The organism is Herbaspirillum sp. RV1423, from assembly GCF_000577615.1.
In the GTDB taxonomy this organism is placed as follows: Bacteria; Pseudomonadota; Gammaproteobacteria; order Burkholderiales; family Burkholderiaceae_D; genus Herbaspirillum.
Genome location: NZ_CBXX010000020.1, coordinates 79,842 through 98,089 on the forward strand (window position 1 = coordinate 79,842; position 18,248 = coordinate 98,089).

Below are 18,248 nucleotides of genomic sequence, written 5' to 3' on the forward strand. Positions count from 1 at the left end.
TCAGCGCACGCTCCTGTCCAGGCCCACGCGGGTGACTTGTATCACCTGGTCGATCACGTCCTTTGCGCGTTCCAGTCCGATCAATGAAAACAAGCGCGGCAACAAGGTCTTGCGGATCACCGCTTCGATGTTTTGCGGGTTGAGGGAATTCTCCGCGACCGCCTGATGCACGACCTTATCGATCTCCAGCGACTCGCCGACCAGTTGGTCGGTCGGGATCGCCGCGAAGTCGGCCTCGCCCAATACCAGGCGGCAGATGCCGAAGTAGGCGCGCGCGTGCATGTTGTCGCCAAAGGCGTCAGGCACGCCGTCGAGCTGGCGGCGCTCGACTTGCTCTTCGAACTTTTTAAGCAGGGCGTATTGCTTGAGCGGATGATCGAACATGGCCTCCGCCTCGGCGATGGCTTGCTTCAGCAACTCGGCGAAGACTTTTTGCGCGTAGGGGTCTTCGGCCAGATCCTGTTCTATCGTTTTTTTCAGACGCGTGCGGATCAGGTCGGTTTCGTTGCGCGTCTTTTCTTCCGGCCATGCTTCGGGCGCGTCCTCGCCGAGCTTGTGCACGAGGTAGACGCCTTCCGGCTCGCGCACCTCGCGGCCGATCACCTGCTTGTCGACCATGCGGCGGATCTGTTCTTCGTAGACGCTGTAGTCCACCGTTTCCAGGGCGTCGCGACGCGCGGCGCCGCGCAGGTCGCTGAAGAAGCGCAGGTCTTCCTTGTATTCACGCACCTTGTCTTCGCTGAAGCTGTTGTCTTCATAAAAACTGCGCGAGGACAGCGCCGTTTGCAGGCAGAGGCCGAATTGCGTCAGCGCCTCGTAGAAATCCTCTCGCACCTTTTGACGCAGGTCATAGCTCTGGCCTTCTTCGTCCTCCGCATATTTCGGCATCAGCACCTGGCGGAACTGCTCAAAATCCAGCCGATTGACGATGCCGGGAAACAGCGCCCACAAGGCCTCGTGCAAACCCGGCAGCCGCTTGTATTCGCTGCTGAACTGTTGATACAGCCCTTCGATATCGGCCAGCTCATAGCCGCCCTGGGTGCGCATCTCCAGATCCTGATAGGCGCGCACCGCCGTATCCAGTTCCTTGAGGATGCCGCGATAGTCGACCAGGATGCCGTAGCGTTTCTCTTCATGCAGCCGGTTCACGCGCGCGATGGCCTGGATCAGGCTGTGCTCCTTCAATGGCTTGTCGATGTACAACACGGTATTGCGCGGCTCGTCGAAGCCGGTCAGCAGGCGGTCCACCACGATCAGCAGATCGGGATCGCCGTCGCCGCCAAAGCCTTCCAGCACGCGCCGCTCGTACTCGTCCTGCTGATTGCCGACGTTGGCGCTCCACCACTTCTGCACTTCGGGCAATTTGCTTTCGTCGACGTCGGTATTGCCCTCGCGGCTGTCCGGCGGCGAGATGATGATGGCGCTGCTGACCAGGCCCGTATCGTCCAGATACTGCTTGTAGCGCACCGCCTCCAGTTTGCTGGAGGTCGCGACCTGCCCCTTGAGGCCGAGGTTCAGCTTCTTGATGGTCTCGTTGAAATGCGCGGCGATGTCCCAGGCAATCAACTCGACGCGATTGGCGGCGCCGTAGACGACGCGCTTGTTGGCGAATTTCTTTTTCAGGTCGGCGCTCTGTGCCGGCGACAGGCCGGCGGTGATCTTGTCGAACCAGCGATTGACCGCCTCGTCGTTGATCGTCAGTTCGGGAACGCGCTCCTCGTACAGCAGCGGCGACACGGTGCCGTCTTCCACCGCGCGCTGCATGGTGTAGGCATGCACGATGGGGCCGAACTTGTTGGCGGCCTTTTCCTTCTTCAGCAAGGGCGTGCCGGTGAATGCCACATAGGCGGCCCGCGGCAACATCTTGCGCATGCGCTCATGCGTCTCGCCGCCGTGGCTGCGATGCCCTTCGTCCACCAGCACGATGAGATCGGCCGACGGGTTGTAGCACTCGGGCAACTGCGAAGCCGTCGCGAACTTGTGGATCAGCGTGAAGATAATGCGCTCGCTGCCCTGCCCGATCCGCCGGGCCAACTCGCGGCCCGAACCCACCTTGGCCTTCTCGCCCTCCTTGCGCGTCGCGATGGCCGAACCGAAGGCGCCGCTGTTGATGAAGTTGCGCGCCAACTGGCCTTCCAGATCCAGGCGATCGGTCACCACCAGCACGCGGCAAGCCTTGAGCTTGTCCACCAGCAGCAGCGCCTTGGTCAGGAACACCATCGTGAAACTCTTGCCCGAGCCGGTGGTGTGCCACACGATCCCGCCCTCGCGTCCGCCGTCCGGCCGCCGCTCGCTGATGCGCGCCAGCAAGGCGCGGATGCCGAAGAACTGCTGATACCGCGCCACCACCTTGCCCTTGGCGTCGAACAGCACGAACAAGCGCAAGAACTCCAGCAAGCGCGCCGGTTGCAGCAAGGCCGCCAGCAGACGGTCCTGCTCCGTGACCAGCATCGGCAAGGACCACAACCGCGTGCAGTACTGCCGTACTTTTGCAGGCTTGCCGGCGAACAGCGCCGTCTGCACGGCGGCGGGCAAGGGACGGTTCTTCCATTGCGCCAGTTGCGCATCGCTGAACTCTTCCTCGCGCCAGCGCGCCCAGAACTTGGCGGGCGTATGCGTGGTGCCGTAGCGCCCTTCGTCATGACTCACCGCCAGCAGCAACTGCGCATAGGTAAACAATTGCGGAATCTCGTCATGCCGCTGATTGCGCAAGTGCTGGCTGATGCCCTCCTCCACCATCGCCTTGTTGCTACTGCCACCGACACCCGGGCGCTTGGCTTCAATCACGGCAAGCGGAATGCCGTTGACGTAACAGACGATATCGGGAATGCGCGTATGCGTGCCCTGCGCCGACAAGACCTCCAGCTCCTCGGTCACGTCCCAGCGATTGGCGCTCGCGTCCTGCCAGTCGATCACCGCGATGGTCGGCTGATGCTTTTTACCGTCGGGCATGAACTCGGTGACGGTGATGCCCAACGCCAGCTTGGTGTACAGCCGCTCGTTGGCCAGCGTCAACCCTTCGGCCAGGCTCACCGACGACAACTCGCGCACGATCTGATCGATGGCCGACGGCGACAGCGGAAACGACTCGCCCTTGTACTCGAAGCGCCGCGTCTGCAAGACCTCGATCAGGCGCGGCTTGATGAGCACCTCGCGCGTGCCGCCGCGCAGGCGCAGGCAGTCCGCCGTGCTGAGGAAATGCCAGCCGAGGTTGCACAACAGATGCAGCGCGGGGATGTGGGTGCTGAGTTGTTCGCGCGTTTGGGGGACGGAGGTCATTTTTTAAACCGCCCCCAACATGCAATGCCGTTCAGTTGAGCCATCTCTTTCTATTGCAGTCGCCCCGGCGAACGCCGGGGTCCAGTGTCGTGATGACGGCCGATACGACACTGGGTCCTGACTTTCGTCAGGACGACGGCGATGCGGGGCTTGCGATGGCTGGATGACGCCGCGCAGGCGCAGGCAGTCCGCCGTGCTCAGGAAATGCCAGCCGAGGTTGCACAACAGATGCAGCGCGGGGATGTGGGTGCTGAGTTGTTCGCGCGTTTGGGGGACGGAGGTCATTTTTTAAACCGCCCCCAACATGCAATGCCGTTCAGTTGAGCCATCTCTTTCTATTGCAGTCGCCCCGGCGAACGCCGGGGTCCAGTGTCGTGATGACGGCCGATACGACACTGGGTCCTGACTTTCGTCAGGACGACGGCGATGCGGGGCTTGCGATGGCTGGATGACGCCGCGCAGGCGCAGGCAGTCCGCCGTGCTGAGGAAATGCCAGCCGAGGTTGCACAACAGATGCAGCGCGGGGATGTGGGTGCTGACTTGTTCGCGCGTTTGGGGGACGGAGGTCATTTTTTAAACCGCCCCCAACATGCAATGCCGTTCAGTCAAGCCGTCTCTTTCTATTGCAGTCGCCCCGGCGAACGCCGGGGTCCAGTGTCGTGACGACGGCCGATACGACACTGGGTCCTGACTTTCGTCAGAACGACGGCGATGCGGGGCTTGCGATGGCTGGATGATGTTTTTCTCTGACTGAACGGTAGTAGCCTCGAATGTGTTGGTTATTGTCATCACGCGCTTGTGTCTTCGTCGGTTTCTGAAAGACTGATTCGACGTTTGCCCGTAAGAAGGTTCCGCATGAGATCACGCCTTTCTACTCTCAACTTTGCTACCTGCGCTTCATACAAACCAATTGATCTATCCCATACTTGTATGGCCTCCGATATTGCTTGTTGCTCTTTCTTTGGAGGGAGATCAATCTCATATTGTTTAAGCAAATCGGTATCAAGCCGCCCCGTTCCATGTCCTGCCGTATCGACAAGATTGAGAATCTCAGACTTATTGGAAATTAACTGGTACGCCAAAAACCAAGGATTGATTTCCTCATTTGCGACTAATGCTTTGATATCCTGATTGAATGCCATTTCTCGCATGGCAATACCGACAGGCAAGTCTTTCAGCAAAGTCATGCCTCGAGTTAGCACCAAGATCGATCCAGCCGGCGCAATAGTAGAGACAGACTTGCCATTTGCGGTCAGGCCCAATCCGGATTGGTTCAAGCAAAGTCTTTTCATGTCCTTTGCCGTTATCCACGGAAATTCACCACCCCAGTAATCAGTGTCCTCTTTACTCGGGGTGTTCCCGGAAAGAAATCGAGCACATTCTCCGAGAGGGGCTCGAGTCCATCCTTTAGGCAGCATCATTTTTCCCTTTTCACTTTCTTATTCTGCGCAATCGTTTCCAACTCAGCGATGTCATCTACATCCGCTCTCAATGCCTCAGCACCACGCCGCTTCGCATCAAACTCCTCATAACGCTCATGCGCGAGCTTGACCATGCTGTCGTGACTCACGCGGCCGTTCCCTTTCAGTAAAGGCCGCTCGTTGAACTCCAGAAAATTGTCCACGTACTTGCGCCAGTCGAGCAAGGTGATGTTTTTCCTCTGTTCGGCGCGATCTTCTGCATAGTCGAGGAACATAGTGGCGATGCGATTGAGTTGTTGTATCTCGTCGCTCTGCAAATAATTCTTGGCGACGATGACGTCGGTTTTATGTGCGCGACCGCCCTGCCATGCTTGCAGAGCCCGATCCGGTTGATCTACGTCGGCGCGTTCGATAATGAGGTCGGCGGCGTCCTTGCCTGTCACGGAAAAAAGCATCTTGTTCTGGACCTCAGCGAAGAAGGTGTCTACGGCTTGCACATCGTCCCTGTAGTCGGCTGAGAGTGCGAACAAGTCCCTGATCTTTTGATAGAAGCGTTTTTCCGATGTGCGAACGTCCCGAATGGATTCCAGTAGTTCATTGAAGTAATCCCAAGCCTCGGGATCTTTTAGACGGGCGTCATCGAAGACAAAGCCCTTAATGAGGAATTCGTTCAGCCGAACCGCGGCCCATCGGCGGAATTGGATGCCGCGAGGTGACTTTATCCGGTAACCGACGGCTAGAATCATGTCGAGGTTGTAGAGCTTGACGGCACGGCGTACCTGCCGCGTGCCTTCTGTTTGAACTATTAACTTATCCTTCAGCGTTTGAGCTTTGCTCAACTCTCCTTCCTCAAACACATTGTTGATGTGTGTATTGATGTTCGACACGGAGGTGTGAAAGAGATCGGCAAGTTCGCTCTGGCTGAGCCAAAGGTTGCCATCTTCCATCTTCAGAAAGAACTGTGCGGTGCCATCCGCTGTGCTGTACAGCGCAGGTTCGGCATGGAGTGCTTGTTCACTCATAACCCAACGCCTTCAAATACCCCGCCATCTGTTTTTCCAGCACCGCCAGTTCCGCCTTCAGCTTCTCGCGCTCGGCGCGCACGGTCATGAGGTCGATTTCTTCCTCTTCTTCAAAGGTGTCGACGTAGCGCGGAATGTTGAGGTTGTAGTCGTTCTCGGCGATCTCGGCGGGCGTGGCGAGGTAGGCGTATTTGTCGATGCTCTTGCGCTTGGCGCAGGCGGCCATGATCTTGTCGAGGTCTTGCTGGCGCAGCAGGTTCTGGTTCTTGCCGTCGAGGTAGTCGCGGCTGGCGTCGATGAAGAGGACTTTGTCGTCTTTTTTCTTCTTGCGGAAGACCAGGATGGCAGCGGGGATGCCGGTGCCGTAGAAGAGTTTTTCGGGCAGGCCGATGACGATGTCGAGCAGGTTTTCGTCGATCAGTTGCTTGCGGATCTTGCCTTCGGCGGCGCCGCGAAACAGTACGCCGTGGGGGACGACGACGGCCATGCGGCCGCTGCCGGGGGCCATCGTCTCGATCATGTGGAGGATGAAGCCGTAGTCGCCCTTGGTGCGCGGCGGCAGGCCGCGCTGGAAGCGTTTGTACTTGTCGTTTTCGGCGGCGTCGTGGCCCCATTTTTCCAGCGAGAAGGGGGGATTGGCGACGACGACGTCGAACTGGCGCAGATGACCTTTGTCGTCGAGCAGCTTGGGGTTGCGCAGGGTGTCGCCCCATTCGATCTTGTGGTTGTCTTCGCCGTGCAGGAACATGTTCATCTTGGCCAGCGCCCAGGTGGAGCCGATAGCTTCCTGGCCGAAGAGGGCGTAGTTCTTGCTGCCGCTGCGGCGGCGGATGAGTTGGCCGCATTTCATGAGCAGCGACGCCGAGCCGCAGGTGGGGTCGCAAATCTGGTCGCCTTCTTGCGGGTCGACCAGTTGCGCCATGAGTTGCGAGACTTCGGGCGGGGTGTAGAACTCGCCGGCCTTTTTGCCGCTGGTGGAGGCGAAGTTCTTGATGAGGTATTCGTAGGCGTTGCCGATGATGTCGAGCGTGCCGACGCGGCTGGGGCGCAGGTTGAGTTCGGGCTTGGCGAAGTCTTCGAGCAGGTGGCGCAGGATGTCGTTCTTTTGCGCTTCGTCGCCGAGTTTGTTGTCGTTGAAGCTGATGCCCTGGAAGACGTCGCGCAATTTGGTCGGGTTGTTTTCTTCGATCGCGTGCAGCGCCTTGTCGATGCGTTCGCCGTTGCCGGGCTGGTGCCGCGCTTCATGCAGCGCGTAGAAATTGGCCTTGGGCGGCAGGATGAAACGCTCGTTCTTGAGCAGTTCCTTGATCAGTTCGGGATGGTCGCCGTGTTCTTTCTTGTACTGGTCGTAGTGGTCTTGCCAGACATCCGAAATATATTTGACGAACAGCATGGTGAGGACGAAGTCCTTGTAGATGCTGGGGTCGACGGTGCCGCGGAAGGTGTCGCAGGCGTTCCAGACGGCGGCGTTGATGGTGTCCTGATTGATGGCGTCCGGTTGTTGCCTGCCCGGCGTCGGGGCGGCCTTGTCCGAAGCTGCGGATACGGCAGGCGCGGCGGCGGGCTTGGTCTTGGCGGCGGATTTGGAAGTGGTCTTTGGCATGTTCTGTTCAGTGGTTGGGGCTAGGACTGATGCAAGTGCCGGGCGATGGCGTCTTGCTGCTGCTGGCGATTGTGGATGAGGGCTTCGAGATGGCGCTTTTCGGCGATGGCGTCGCCGGCCAGCGCGATGATGGCGTGTTGTTGCGGCAGCGGCGGCACGGCGATGGGCATGCCTTCGAGCACGCCCCGGCGGATGCTGAGTTGGTCCGAGCCTTCGGCATTGCTGGCGAGATAGCGCTGGGCCGGGGCGCGGTTGATTTGCCAGGCGAGGAACTCCGGCAACAGGCGGTCGGTGTTCAGCCGGATCAGGAAGAAGTATTGGCAGCACACGGCGTCGAGCGGGACTTCCGGCAGGCACACCGCGTAGTTGCGCACGCCGCGCGCGACAAAGACGATGTCGCCGGCGCGCAGCAGTTGTTCGTTGCGGCCGGCGTCGATCTGCGTTTGCGCCATGGCTTGCCAGTCGGAGATGCCTTCCGGCGTGAGGTCGCGCATTTGCAACGCGCGCGCGTTGCCGCCCTCAACCACCGGCACCGACCCGCGAAACGGGTAGCCGGCCTGGACATCGGCGAGTTGCTTGAGAGTTTTCAATATTGCACCAATCTGATTGATGCAGAATTTTGCTTGCTTATCGGCAAAGCCTCAACTAGTATTTGAAATTAATTGCATCAAGTTGATTGATGCGATTAATTTACTTTGCGGAAAGGTGATATGCACGAATTCAACATCGACAGCGTCAGTCGTTCTTCATCGGGCGGGATTGGCGGGCAGGGGTCTCACGAGCACATTACGCACATCGGCAATTCGGCCGGCAAATGGCGATTGACCCGGCAGGATGCCATCACGCAGATCGAGATGAAGGTTTCGGCGTTCTATACGGTGGATGGATCGACCGGCAAGCGCGCCTATATCGGCGTGGTGCGGGAGCAGGGCAAGGCGCCTTATCTGCGCACGCATGCGGATGGCAAGTGGAACGACAATTTGCTTGCTCAGCCGGAGTGCAGCGGGGAATGCAGGACGATGTAGCGATGGTTGGCTGCGATCCGATCCGTGATCCGATGCGACGCGAACGGGAACGTAGCGTCGAACTTGAGGCTATCCGGGGCTGCGTTGAGCGAGGGCGCATCCGGTGGGGAAGCCAGCCCCTTCGACGTCGGTGCATTCAAGCGGAGGATGCCGGCCACGCATGGCTGAAATCGTCTCACGTGCGACGCCGAAGCGTGAGTTGGAGACGACGTGGGCTTATCACCACTTACCGACTCAAGTCGATGGCGTCAGGAAATAAATCGGCGTAAGCGGCAGGCGCTGACGCGCTTGCTCGTCGAGCTTGCCGTAAAACTCGATCCAGAGATCGGTCAGGCGGTTCATGTCGATGAGGGTGATTTTGCGGGTCTCTTGCATGCGGGCCAATGTTTCGGCGTCACGGGTGAAACCGCCGGTGGAGACGAACAAACCAACGTCTTCGTTGCCGATCAGCGAGATGAAGGCGCGCAGTGAATCGGTGCTGACCTTTTGCTCGGTGCGCTTGACCTGCACTTTGATGCGGGGAGGGCGTGCGCCAAGCGGATCGGTATAGGCGAGGATATCGATACCGCCGTCCTTGCCGGGCGGCGAGATCCATGACACATGGTAGGACATGGCCTTGAGGAGGTCGGCGACCAGTTGTTGCAAGACATATGGGTTCATGGCGCGCAAGTGCTGCTCGATTTCGCTCCAGGCTTGTTCTTCGGCTTGCTCGAAGGTGATGCTGGTTTCTTTTTCGGCGACGTCTTCTTGCTCAATGCCATCATCACGAGCAAGTTCGATGTCGTTTTTCTGAGCAAGCTTCCATTTACGATAGAGCTTCAACGCAGCTTTTTGAAATTGCTCCGGATCTTTGAGCTCGCGATGAGCAGCCATGCCTTCTTCCGTGACGGTCCAGATGCCTTTGTTCTTTTGCATCCATCCTGCTTTGACACAATCTACCGTGGCAAAACGCACGATTTTTTCAAACCGGCGATCTCCCGATTCGTAAGTACCTGCTTCGTAGCTGCTCAGCGTCACTTGAGCGACCAACGCAGCCAACGCTTCACGCGCCGGCAAGCCATCGGGAGCATGCATCAAGATCTCAAACAGCTTACGTAAAAATTCGCCGGTACGCTTACGGGTGATTTCAGCCATGGTCTTATCGTTGTCATTAGGTGGAGGTGATGCGTAGATACTTCAGATGGAGGGATTCTAGTCGTAGTCAGATGTTGCCGACGATGATGAACGTCAAGCACGTCGAAAATAGATGTTTTTACAAAAATATCACCATAAATAGATATTTATTATATCTTGTAGAGACTTTTGCTAAATTCAACCGCAAAATAGACGTTTTCTGAAAACCGTAGATATAAATCTCTGCTGACGGAGTTGTGTAGATGATTGTGCCTCTTCCCCGGTTATTTCTTGGCTATGAAGCGCTCATCCGTACGCATCAGCTTCGCGTCCCGCCGCTACGGCGCGTTTTTCTGGCGACGGAACGTGCGCTGGAATTTCGATCGGTCACGGCCGAGGGCGAGGAACGCATCGAACTTCCTTTGCAACGCATCGCCGATGCCGACTCGCTGGTTGGCCGACTGACGTTTGCCTTTAAGCGGGAACACCTGAATCTCACGGTACTGGGCGCGCTTTTTGAGGTTCCTGAAGTACTCGTCGATGTCCAGGCATGGCTGCACGACAAACCCAGTTCGAAATATTCGCGCATGGCGGGGTATCTGGCCACGTGGCTGACCGGTCATGAGTTCGATTACAGCCTGGCCCCTGGCAGTCCGCGGGTTCCCTTGCTTGATGCCCGATATTACGTTGTGGGGCCCGCCGTTACCGATCCCAAGTTCGGCATTGTGAATAATCTTTTGGGCAACAAATGGTTTAGCCCGCTGATCCGGCGTACGGAGAACTTGCAACGGCTGCTTGATGAAAAATTAGCGGACAGGGTCAATGAGGCGTTCCAGTCTATCGAGCCGGAAATGCTGTCACGCGCGGTTGATTACCTCTATCTCTCTGAAACACGTTCCACGTACGATATCGAAGACGAGATTCCGGACAATGAGCGCGCCGCCAAATTTCGGCGCTTGCTGGAGTTGGCGGGTGAGCCGGGACCGCTTACCGAGGAGCAACTGGGTCAGTGGCAGTCGCAGATTGTCAGCGCAAGATTGGCGGAATACCATTTCCGCGATAGTCAGAACTGGCTGTCGCGTGCCGGTCGGTTGCGCAATATCGCCGATTTCATCCCGCCACCACCGGCGCACGTGCAGCCCATGATGGCGGCCATCAGCCAAGTGGCGGCATACGCGTCGTCAGGCGCACTAGACCCGGTGCTGGCAGCTTCTTGTACGTCATTCGGTTTTGTCTTCGTACATCCGTTTCTCGATGGCAATGGCCGACTTCACCGTTTCTTGCTGCACCATGTCTTGCGACAAGCCGGTTTTACACCGGCCGGCGTGGTATTGCCGCTGTCTGCGCGCATGCTCAAACAGTTGGATCACTATTCAACCTTGCTTAAACGGTATTCGCGCCCGCGCACGGAATTGATCGACTATGTGTTGGACAACGATAGCGCCACGATTCATGTGCGCTCAGACCAGCCGTTGTGGCTGTACGCTTATTTTGATGCGACGGAAATTTGTGAATTCATTCTGAATTGCTGCAAGGCCTGCGTTGAAGAAGATTTGCATGCCGAAGTTGTCTATCTGCGTGCTCACGATGCCACCGTCCGTGATCTGGAAACCTGGCTGGACATGCGGCAGGCGGCTCTCAATACCCTCATCGATACCATCGTGCAGGGCAACGGTGTACTTTCCAAGCGCAAGCTGAAGTTGGTTGAAGGTTTGCCTGAAGAAGCCATCAGGCGCATCGAAGCAACCGTAGGCGAGCACTTTGCGGCCTACATTGATCAACGCGCCCAAGAAAAATAGCGATATTTCAAATAAACATCTCGTTTATAGATGTTTTCCAAATTTCGTAGAGGTGGTGCATTCCAATCGCCCCAAAAATAGATGCACAGCAGGGGTGCCACAAACGCCTGTCATCACCCCCTTTGCAGCTCCAACGCGACACGCTGCCACCCCAGCCACAACACCCGTAACGTCACGCCCACAAAAAACACCCGCACCAATCCGCCGGTCAGCGCGGAGATGAAGTGAAACAGCATCGTCGCTGAATACGCGACCATCTCCACTACCGACAACAAAATCAGGACGTACTGAAGACCGCATTCTCAGCGCAGCGAGGCGCTGCGGCAACGCTCAGAACGAGCGCATGACCCTCACCGTGACGTAGGGCAAACGCTCGGTCGCAGCGGAAGCGCGCGCGCTGTGCAGGCGATGCAAGGTGATCTGGTTGACTTCCGCGTGGCTGCCGGCGATGTGGTCCGTGATCAGCCGGACAGCTTCATCCCCCGCGCGGGCCTCGATTTGCGCAAGGATGGCGGCATGTTCGTCGTAGGTCGATCCCACGCAATCGCCGTACACAAAGTCGAGCCGCCGCACGATGCGGATGCGGTCGGTGAGGCGGTCGAAGGCGTTGGCCATTTCCTGGTTGCCGGTGGCGCGCACCAGCGTCTGGTGGAAGGCTTCGTCGAGTGCGGCGGCGGCACGGCCGTCGGTCAGCCGCTGCTCCACCGGCACGCACCAATCCGCCTTGAGCGCCTCGATCTGCGCCATGTCGACGACGTGCTTGCCTTCGCCCGCGCACAGGCGCGTGACGGCATGCACTTCGATCAGCGTGCGCAGTTCGTACAGGTCTTCGAAGCGCTTGAAATCCATCGGCACCACTTCCCAGCCGCCACGCACATAGCCCTGCATCAGGCCGTCGCTTTGCAGGCGTTGCAGCGCCTCGCGCACCGGCGTGCGCGAGACTTTGAAGTAGGCCGCAACTTCGGTCTCGGTGACCTGGTCGCCGGGCAGGAGTCGCATTTCAAAGATGTCTTCGCGCAAACGCGCGTAGACGTACTCCGGCAAGGAGGCCTTGACCGGCTCTTCGGCGACGCTGTCGGACGGAGTCAGCGACGGATCGGGTGAGGCATGCATGAGCGGCGTGGCCTTTTCAGAGTGAAGTGGACTACCAGGCCGCAACGCAACCGTCGGTGCGCGGTTCGGTGCCGCCGCACAGCACGCCGTTGGCGTCGCGCCAGATGATCTGGCCGCGGCCGAAGCCGAGCTGGTTGCCGGACCAGCTCACTTCATGGCCGAGCCCGGCCGGACCGAGGCCGCGGAACAGGTGCTCGGCGGTGGTGTGCTCGATGCTGACCTTGTTGCCGCTTTCCCATTCCCAGCGCGGCGCGTCCAGCGAGGCTTGCGGATTGAGGCCGAAGTCGACCGTGTTCATCACCATCTGCACGTGGCCTTGCGGCTGCATGAAGCCGCCCATGACGCCGAACGGGCCGACCGCCTGGCCGTCCTTGGTGAGGAAGCCGGGGATGATGGTGTGGTATGGGCGCTTGCCCGGGGCCAGGCAGTTGGGGTGCGCGGCGTCGAGCGTGAAATTGTTGCCGCGGTTGTGCAGCGCGATGCCGGCGCCCGGCACCACCAGGCCCGAGCCGAAGCCCATGTAGTTGCTCTGGATGAAGGACACCATGTTGCCTTCGCTGTCGGCGGTGCTGAGGTAGACGGTGCCGCCGCGCGGCGGTTCGCCGGCCACCGGCAGCGCGGCGCGCGCGCCGATCAGCTTGCGGCGCTCGTCGGCGTAGGCGTCCGAGAGCAGGTCCTTGACCGAGACACGCATGTGGCCGACGTCGGCGATGTGCGCGAGGCCGTCGGCGTAGGCGAGCTTGATCGCTTCGATCTGGCGGTGGTAGGTGAGCAGGGCGTCGCGCTCGCTGAAGTCGAAACCCTTCAACATGTTCAACGCCAGCAGGGCGACCAGGCCGTGGCCGTTCGGCGGGATTTCCCAGACGTCGTAGCCGCGATAATTGGCGCTGATCGGATCGACCCATTGCGGCCGGAAGCTGGCGAGGTCGGAGACGTCCATGTAGCCACCGGCGGCGCGGATGAAGGCGGCGGTTTTTTCCGCCAGGGCGCCCTGGTAGAAGCTGCGCGCATTGTCGTCGGCGATGGATTGCAGCGTGGCGGCGTGGCCGGGCGAGCGCCAGATTTCACCGGCTTGCGGCGCGCGGCCGGAGCCGTCGAGGGCGCCGAAGGTGTCGAACCAGGATTTGAAATGATCTTCCTTGAATTCGCGCGTGAAGTTTTTGTACGCTTGCTGCCAGGCGACCGCCACCATCGGCGACACCGGGAAACCGTCCTGCGCCAGGCTGATCGCGCCGGCCATCGAGCGCGTCAGCGGCAGGCGGCCGAAGCGTTCGGCCATGCTGGCCCAGGCCGACGGCGTGCCGGGCACGGTGACCGGCAGGGCGCCGTATTTGGGTACGGTCTTGTGGCCGGCGGCGGTCAGCGCGTCGAGCGAGATGGCCATCGGCGCCGGGCCGCTGGCGTTGAGGCCGTGCAATTGGCCCTTGTGCCAGATCAGCGCGAACGCGTCGCCGCCGATGCCGTTGGCGGTCGGCTCGACCACGGTCAATGCGGTTGCCGCCGCGATGGCGGCGTCGATGGCGTTGCCGCCTGCTTGCAGGATTTGCAGGCCGGCTTGCGCGGCCAGCGGCTGCGAGGTCGCGACCATGCCGCGATTGGCGAACACCGCGCTGCGGCGCGAGGCGTAGGGATAGTGATTGGCGTTGAAGTTGGGCATGGGATGCTTTCCTGATCGGATGAAGGGATAAGTTTAACGGTACAGATGACAGGCGACGTATTCGCCGGGAGCGGTTTCAGGTGAAATCTCGACCCGCGGCGGCGTCTCGGTCTTGCAGATGTCCATGCAGGACGCGCAGCGCGGATGGAAATGGCAGCCCGCGGGCGGCGACGACGGATTGGGAATGCCGCCTTGCAGGACGATGCGCTGGCGCACCTGATCGGGATGCTCGCGCGGGATCGCCGACAGCAGGGCTTGCGTGTAGGGATGTTTAGGCGCGCGGTAGACGCTTTCGCAGGCGCCGTACTCGACCATGCGGCCGAGGTACATGACGCCGATGGTGTCGCTGACGTGGCGGATCACGGCGAGGTCGTGCGAGACGAACAGGTAGGTCAGGGAGAATTCCTTTTGCAGCGCCTGCAGCAGATTCAGTATTTGTGCCTGGATCGAGACGTCGAGCGCCGACACGGCTTCGTCGGCGACCACCAGTTTCGGCCGCGTGATGATGGCGCGCGCGATGCCGACGCGCTGGCGCTGGCCGCCGGAGAATTCATGCGGATGGCGGCCGGCGTAGGCCTGGCTGAGGCCGACGACGTCGAGGATGTCGGCGACCTTGCGCTTGCGCGTGGCGCGGTCGAACAGGCCGTGCACGATCAGCGGTTCTTCCAGCACTTCGCCGATGGTCATGCGTGGATTGAGCGAGGCGAACGGGTCCTGGAACACCATCTGCATATTGCGGCGCATGGCGCGCAGGGCAGGCGAGGACAGGGTGGTAATTTCCTCGCCCATGAATTGCACGCTGCCGGCGGTCGGCTCGATCAGGCGCAGCACGCTGCGGCCGGTGGTCGATTTGCCGCAGCCGGATTCGCCGACCAGGCCGAGCGTCTTGCCTTCGTCGATGGAGAACGATACGTCGTCGACGGCCTTGACCGGCGCCGCGCCGCGCTTGCCGGCGGCGAAATGTTTTTTGAGTCCGGAGACTTGCAGCAAAGGTGCGGTCGTCATTGCTTATCGGTCCTCTTCAGTTCGGATACCAGCAGCGCGCCAGATGGCCGTCGGCCACCTTGTCGAGCGTGGGCGCGTCGCGGTGGCAGCGCGGCTGCGCTTTCGGGCAGCGCGCGGCGAAACGGCAGCCGGCCGCCACCGAACCGGGCAGCGGCACCGAGCCGGGAATCGCTTCGAGCGGCGTGCCCGGTACGGCGTCGAGCGCAGGCCGCGCGCGCATCAGCGCTTGCGTGTAGGGATGCGCCGGAGCGTCGAACAGCTCGCGCACGCTGCTCTGCTCGACCACCTGGCCGGCGTACATGACCACCACGCGGTCGCACATCTCGGCCACCACGCCGAGGTCGTGCGTGATCATTAGGATCGCCGTGCCGTGCTCGCGCTTGAGCGCGCGCATCAGGTCGAGGATTTGCGCCTGGATGGTGACGTCGAGCGCGGTGGTCGGCTCGTCGCAGATCAAGAGGCCGGGATTGCACAGCAGCGCCATGGCGATCATCACGCGCTGGCGCATGCCGCCGGACAGGCTGTGCGGATAGTCGTCGACCAGTTGTTCGGCGCGCGGCAGGCCGACCCGTTGCAGCATGGCGATGACTTGCGCGTCGATCTCGCGGCGGCCGAGCTTGCCACGCACGGTGCCATGTATGCGCAACATCTCGCGCAACTGGTCGCCGATGCGGTGCAGCGGATTGAGCGAGGTCATCGGCTCCTGGAAGATCATGGCGATCTCCTTGCCGCGCATGCTGCGCAGCGTGGCGTCGTCGGCCTCGAGCAGATTGCAGGCTTCGACGCCGTTGTTGTAGTACACCGAGCCGCTCAGTTGCGCCTTGCTGGCCATCGGGAACAACCGCAGGATCGACAGCGCGGTGACGCTCTTGCCGCAGCCTGATTCGCCCAGCAGGCCGACGGTTTCGTTGGCGCCGACCGAGAAGGACACGCCGTCCACCGGGGCCACGCGCTTGCCGTGGCTGATGAATTCGACTTTGAGATTGGTGACTTCCAGCATGGTCGGTTCTCTCTATCGATACAGTTTGGGATCGAACACTTCGCGGATGCCGTCGCCCAGCAGATTGAAGCCGAGCACCACCGCGAAGATCGCCACGCCCGGCCACAGGGCCAGCGTCGGATCGGTGTTGAGGTAGCCCTGCGCGATGCGCAGCATCGAACCCCAGCTCGGGTCTTCCGGCTTGGCGCCGAGGCCGAGGTAGGACAAACCCGCTTCGGCGATGATGGCCGAGCCCATCGCGAAGGTCGCCTGGATCACCAGCGGCGCCATCGCGTTGGGCAGGACGTAGCGCCACATGATGCGCAGATGCCCGGCGCCGATCGCGCGCGCCGCCATGACGTAATCGAGGTTGCGGATGCTCATGGCCTGGCCGCGCGCCAGCCGGATAAAGGCCGGCGCGAAGCCGATGCCGACCGCCACCATGGCATTGTAGAAACCGCCGCCCAGGGCCGCCGCCAACGCGAGCGCCAGGATCAGCGAAGGGAAGGCTTGCAGCGCGTCGACCAGGCGCATCACCACCCACTCGTCCCAGACGCCGCGGAAGTAGCCGCTGGCGATGCCGATCGGCACGCCGACGCAGAAGGCCAGGCCGACTGCGATCAGCGCCGCTTGCAGCGAGATGCGCGCGCCGTACAGCATGCGCGAGAAGATGTCGCGGCCGAGGTCGTCGGTGCCCATCCAGTGCGTGGCGTCGGGGCCGGACAAGAGGTTGCCGTAGTCCTGGTCGAAGATCGGGTCGTGCGTGGCCAGCAGCGGCGCGAACAAGGCGACCAGCAACAGCAGCAGGATGATGGCCGCGCCGACCAGCGCGAGGCGGTTGCCGGCGAAGCGGCGCAGGCCGATGAAGCGCTGGCGCTGCGGCAGGGCTTCCGCGGCCTTGGTGGTGGTGTCGATTGTCTGATCCATGTTGTTCCTTATTTGGCGATGCGCGGATCGATGACGGTGTACAGCACGTCCACCACCAGGTTGACGATCACCACCATCAGCGCCGCCGCCAGCACGCCGCCCTGCACCATGACGTAATCGCGCTGGAAGATGGCGTCGACGATCATCTTGCCCATGCCGGGAATGCCGAAGATGCTCTCGGTGATCACCAGCCCGCCCAGCAGGCCCGAGACCATCAGGCCGCTGGCCGTGACCACCGGGATCAGCGCGTTGCGCAGCGCGTGGCCGATCACCACTTGCCAGTCCTTGAGGCCCTTGGAGAACGCGGTGCGGATGTAGTCTTCGTTGAGCACTTCGAGCAGGCTGCTGCGCACCATGCGCATGAGGATGGCCGACTCGCGCAGGCCGGTCGCCAGCACCGGCATCAGCATCGCCAGCACGTTACCGCGCCAGTCCTCGGTGAGCGGCACGTAGCCCGAGGCCGGCAGCCAGCCCAGCTTGACCGCGAACAGGATGATGAACATCATGCCCAGCCAGAAATGCGGCACCGACATGCCGAACAGCGCCACCAGCGTGCTGAAGTAGTTGGCGAAACCGCGCGGACGCGCCGCCGCCATGATGCCGGCCGGCACCGCGATCAGGATCGCCACGGCGAAGCTGCCCAGCGCCAGTTCGATGGTGACCGGCAGGCGCTGCATCAGCGCATCGACCACCGGCGTGCGGTCGATGAAGGAGCGGCCGAGGTCGCCGTGCAGCACGCCGCCCAGCCAGCGCGCATATTGCATATAGAGCGGATCGTCGAGGCCGAGCTGGGCGCGCAGGGCCAACGCCGCTTCGGGCGTGGCTTCCTGGCCGAGGATGGCGGACACCGGATCGCCTGGCAGGATCGCCAGCAGCGAGAAGATCACCATGCTGACCAGCAGCAGCGTGGGGATCACCAGCAAAATGCGTTTAATTAATGGAGACATGGGCAGCAGCGCCGTGACAAATGGGAACGTTCATTGCATACACAACACAACCGTTGTCCTGACGAAAGTCAGGACCCAGTGGCGTTCGGAGATCTTCACGACACTGGGTCCCGGCGTACGCCGGGACGACGGTAAACCAGGCATCCCTTACAAAACGGGACATTCATTGCAAGCACAACATCGCCGTCGTCCTGACGGAAGTCAGGACCCAGTGGCGTAGCGGACCTCTTCACGACGCTGGGTCCCGGCGTGCGCCGGGACGACGGTAAACCAGTCATCCCTTACAAAACGGGACATTCATTACAAGCACAACATCGCCGTCGTCCTGACGGAAGTCAGGACCCAGTGGCGTTCGGAG

General features: G+C 60.8%; 14 protein-coding genes. 2 read left to right on the plus strand and 12 right to left on the minus strand.

All coding sequences use genetic code 11. From position 1 onward, the window contains the following. The 5 genes from RV1423_RS17705 to RV1423_RS17725 form a co-directional block, all read right to left on the minus strand. Positions 1 to 3,279: a type I restriction endonuclease subunit R gene (locus RV1423_RS17705; RefSeq protein WP_034299331.1), complete on the minus strand. Its 3,279-nt coding sequence runs from the start codon at positions 3,277 to 3,279 to the stop codon at positions 1 to 3. Positions 3,280 to 4,067: 788 nt separating this feature from the next. Next, complete coding sequence (locus RV1423_RS28580) at positions 4,068 to 4,700, minus strand: restriction endonuclease subunit S (RefSeq protein WP_051516747.1); 633 nt, start codon at positions 4,698 to 4,700, stop codon at positions 4,068 to 4,070. Then, positions 4,697 to 5,722, minus strand: coding sequence for a RhuM family protein (gene rhuM / locus RV1423_RS17715; RefSeq protein ID WP_034299334.1), 1,026 nt, complete (start codon positions 5,720 to 5,722; stop codon positions 4,697 to 4,699). The genes RV1423_RS28580 and rhuM overlap by 4 nt, the downstream gene beginning before the upstream one ends. Further along, positions 5,715 to 7,325, minus strand: coding sequence for a type I restriction-modification system subunit M (locus RV1423_RS17720; protein WP_081768872.1), 1,611 nt, complete (start codon positions 7,323 to 7,325; stop codon positions 5,715 to 5,717). Before RV1423_RS17720 ends, rhuM begins: the two co-directional genes overlap by 8 nt. 20 nt (positions 7,326 to 7,345) lie before the next feature. Next, positions 7,346 to 7,915 carry a restriction endonuclease subunit S gene (locus RV1423_RS17725; RefSeq protein WP_231502342.1) on the minus strand — a complete coding sequence of 190 codons (570 nt, stop codon included), beginning with the start codon at positions 7,913 to 7,915 and terminating at the stop codon, positions 7,346 to 7,348. Positions 7,916 to 8,035: 120 nt separating this feature from the next. Between RV1423_RS17725 and RV1423_RS28585 the strand changes: the two genes are divergently transcribed. Continuing rightward, on the plus strand, positions 8,036 to 8,350 hold the full coding sequence (locus tag RV1423_RS28585) for a DUF3892 domain-containing protein (RefSeq protein WP_051516749.1): 315 nt from the start codon (positions 8,036 to 8,038) through the stop codon (positions 8,348 to 8,350). A gap of 234 nt (positions 8,351 to 8,584) precedes the next feature. Here the strand turns inward: RV1423_RS28585 and RV1423_RS17735 are convergent, their stop codons facing one another. Further along, the gene (locus tag RV1423_RS17735; protein WP_034299340.1) at positions 8,585 to 9,484 is read right to left on the minus strand and encodes a restriction endonuclease; all 900 of its coding nucleotides are present in this window, start codon (positions 9,482 to 9,484) and stop codon (positions 8,585 to 8,587) included. Between the two features lie 242 nt (positions 9,485 to 9,726). Between RV1423_RS17735 and RV1423_RS17740 the strand changes: the two genes are divergently transcribed. Then, positions 9,727 to 11,262 carry a Fic family protein gene (locus RV1423_RS17740; protein WP_034299343.1) on the plus strand — a complete coding sequence of 512 codons (1,536 nt, stop codon included), beginning with the start codon at positions 9,727 to 9,729 and terminating at the stop codon, positions 11,260 to 11,262. A gap of 330 nt (positions 11,263 to 11,592) precedes the next feature. Here RV1423_RS17740 and RV1423_RS17745 read toward each other — a convergent pair whose 3' ends face one another. The 6 genes from RV1423_RS17745 to RV1423_RS17770 are packed head-to-tail and all read right to left on the minus strand — an operon-like array spanning position 11,593 to position 17,890. Next, positions 11,593 to 12,375, minus strand: a complete 783-nt coding sequence (locus RV1423_RS17745; protein WP_034299346.1) for a GntR family transcriptional regulator — start codon at positions 12,373 to 12,375, stop codon at positions 11,593 to 11,595. 31 nt (positions 12,376 to 12,406) lie between these two features. Continuing rightward, entirely contained in the window at positions 12,407 to 14,032 is a 1,626-nt protein-coding gene (locus RV1423_RS17750; protein WP_034299350.1) for a gamma-glutamyltransferase family protein, read from the minus strand. Between the two features lie 33 nt (positions 14,033 to 14,065). Continuing rightward, positions 14,066 to 15,037, minus strand: coding sequence for an ABC transporter ATP-binding protein (locus RV1423_RS17755; protein WP_034299353.1), 972 nt, complete (start codon positions 15,035 to 15,037; stop codon positions 14,066 to 14,068). 16 nt (positions 15,038 to 15,053) lie between these two features. After that, entirely contained in the window at positions 15,054 to 16,037 is a 984-nt protein-coding gene (locus tag RV1423_RS17760) for an ABC transporter ATP-binding protein (protein WP_034299356.1), read from the minus strand. A gap of 12 nt (positions 16,038 to 16,049) precedes the next feature. Further along, positions 16,050 to 16,943, minus strand: coding sequence for an ABC transporter permease (locus RV1423_RS17765; RefSeq protein ID WP_081768873.1), 894 nt, complete (start codon positions 16,941 to 16,943; stop codon positions 16,050 to 16,052). Positions 16,944 to 16,951: 8 nt separating this feature from the next. Then, positions 16,952 to 17,890 (minus strand): ABC transporter permease, encoded by a 939-nt coding sequence (locus RV1423_RS17770; protein WP_034299359.1) that lies wholly within the window; start codon positions 17,888 to 17,890, stop codon positions 16,952 to 16,954. Between the last annotated feature and the right edge of the window lie 358 nt (positions 17,891 to 18,248).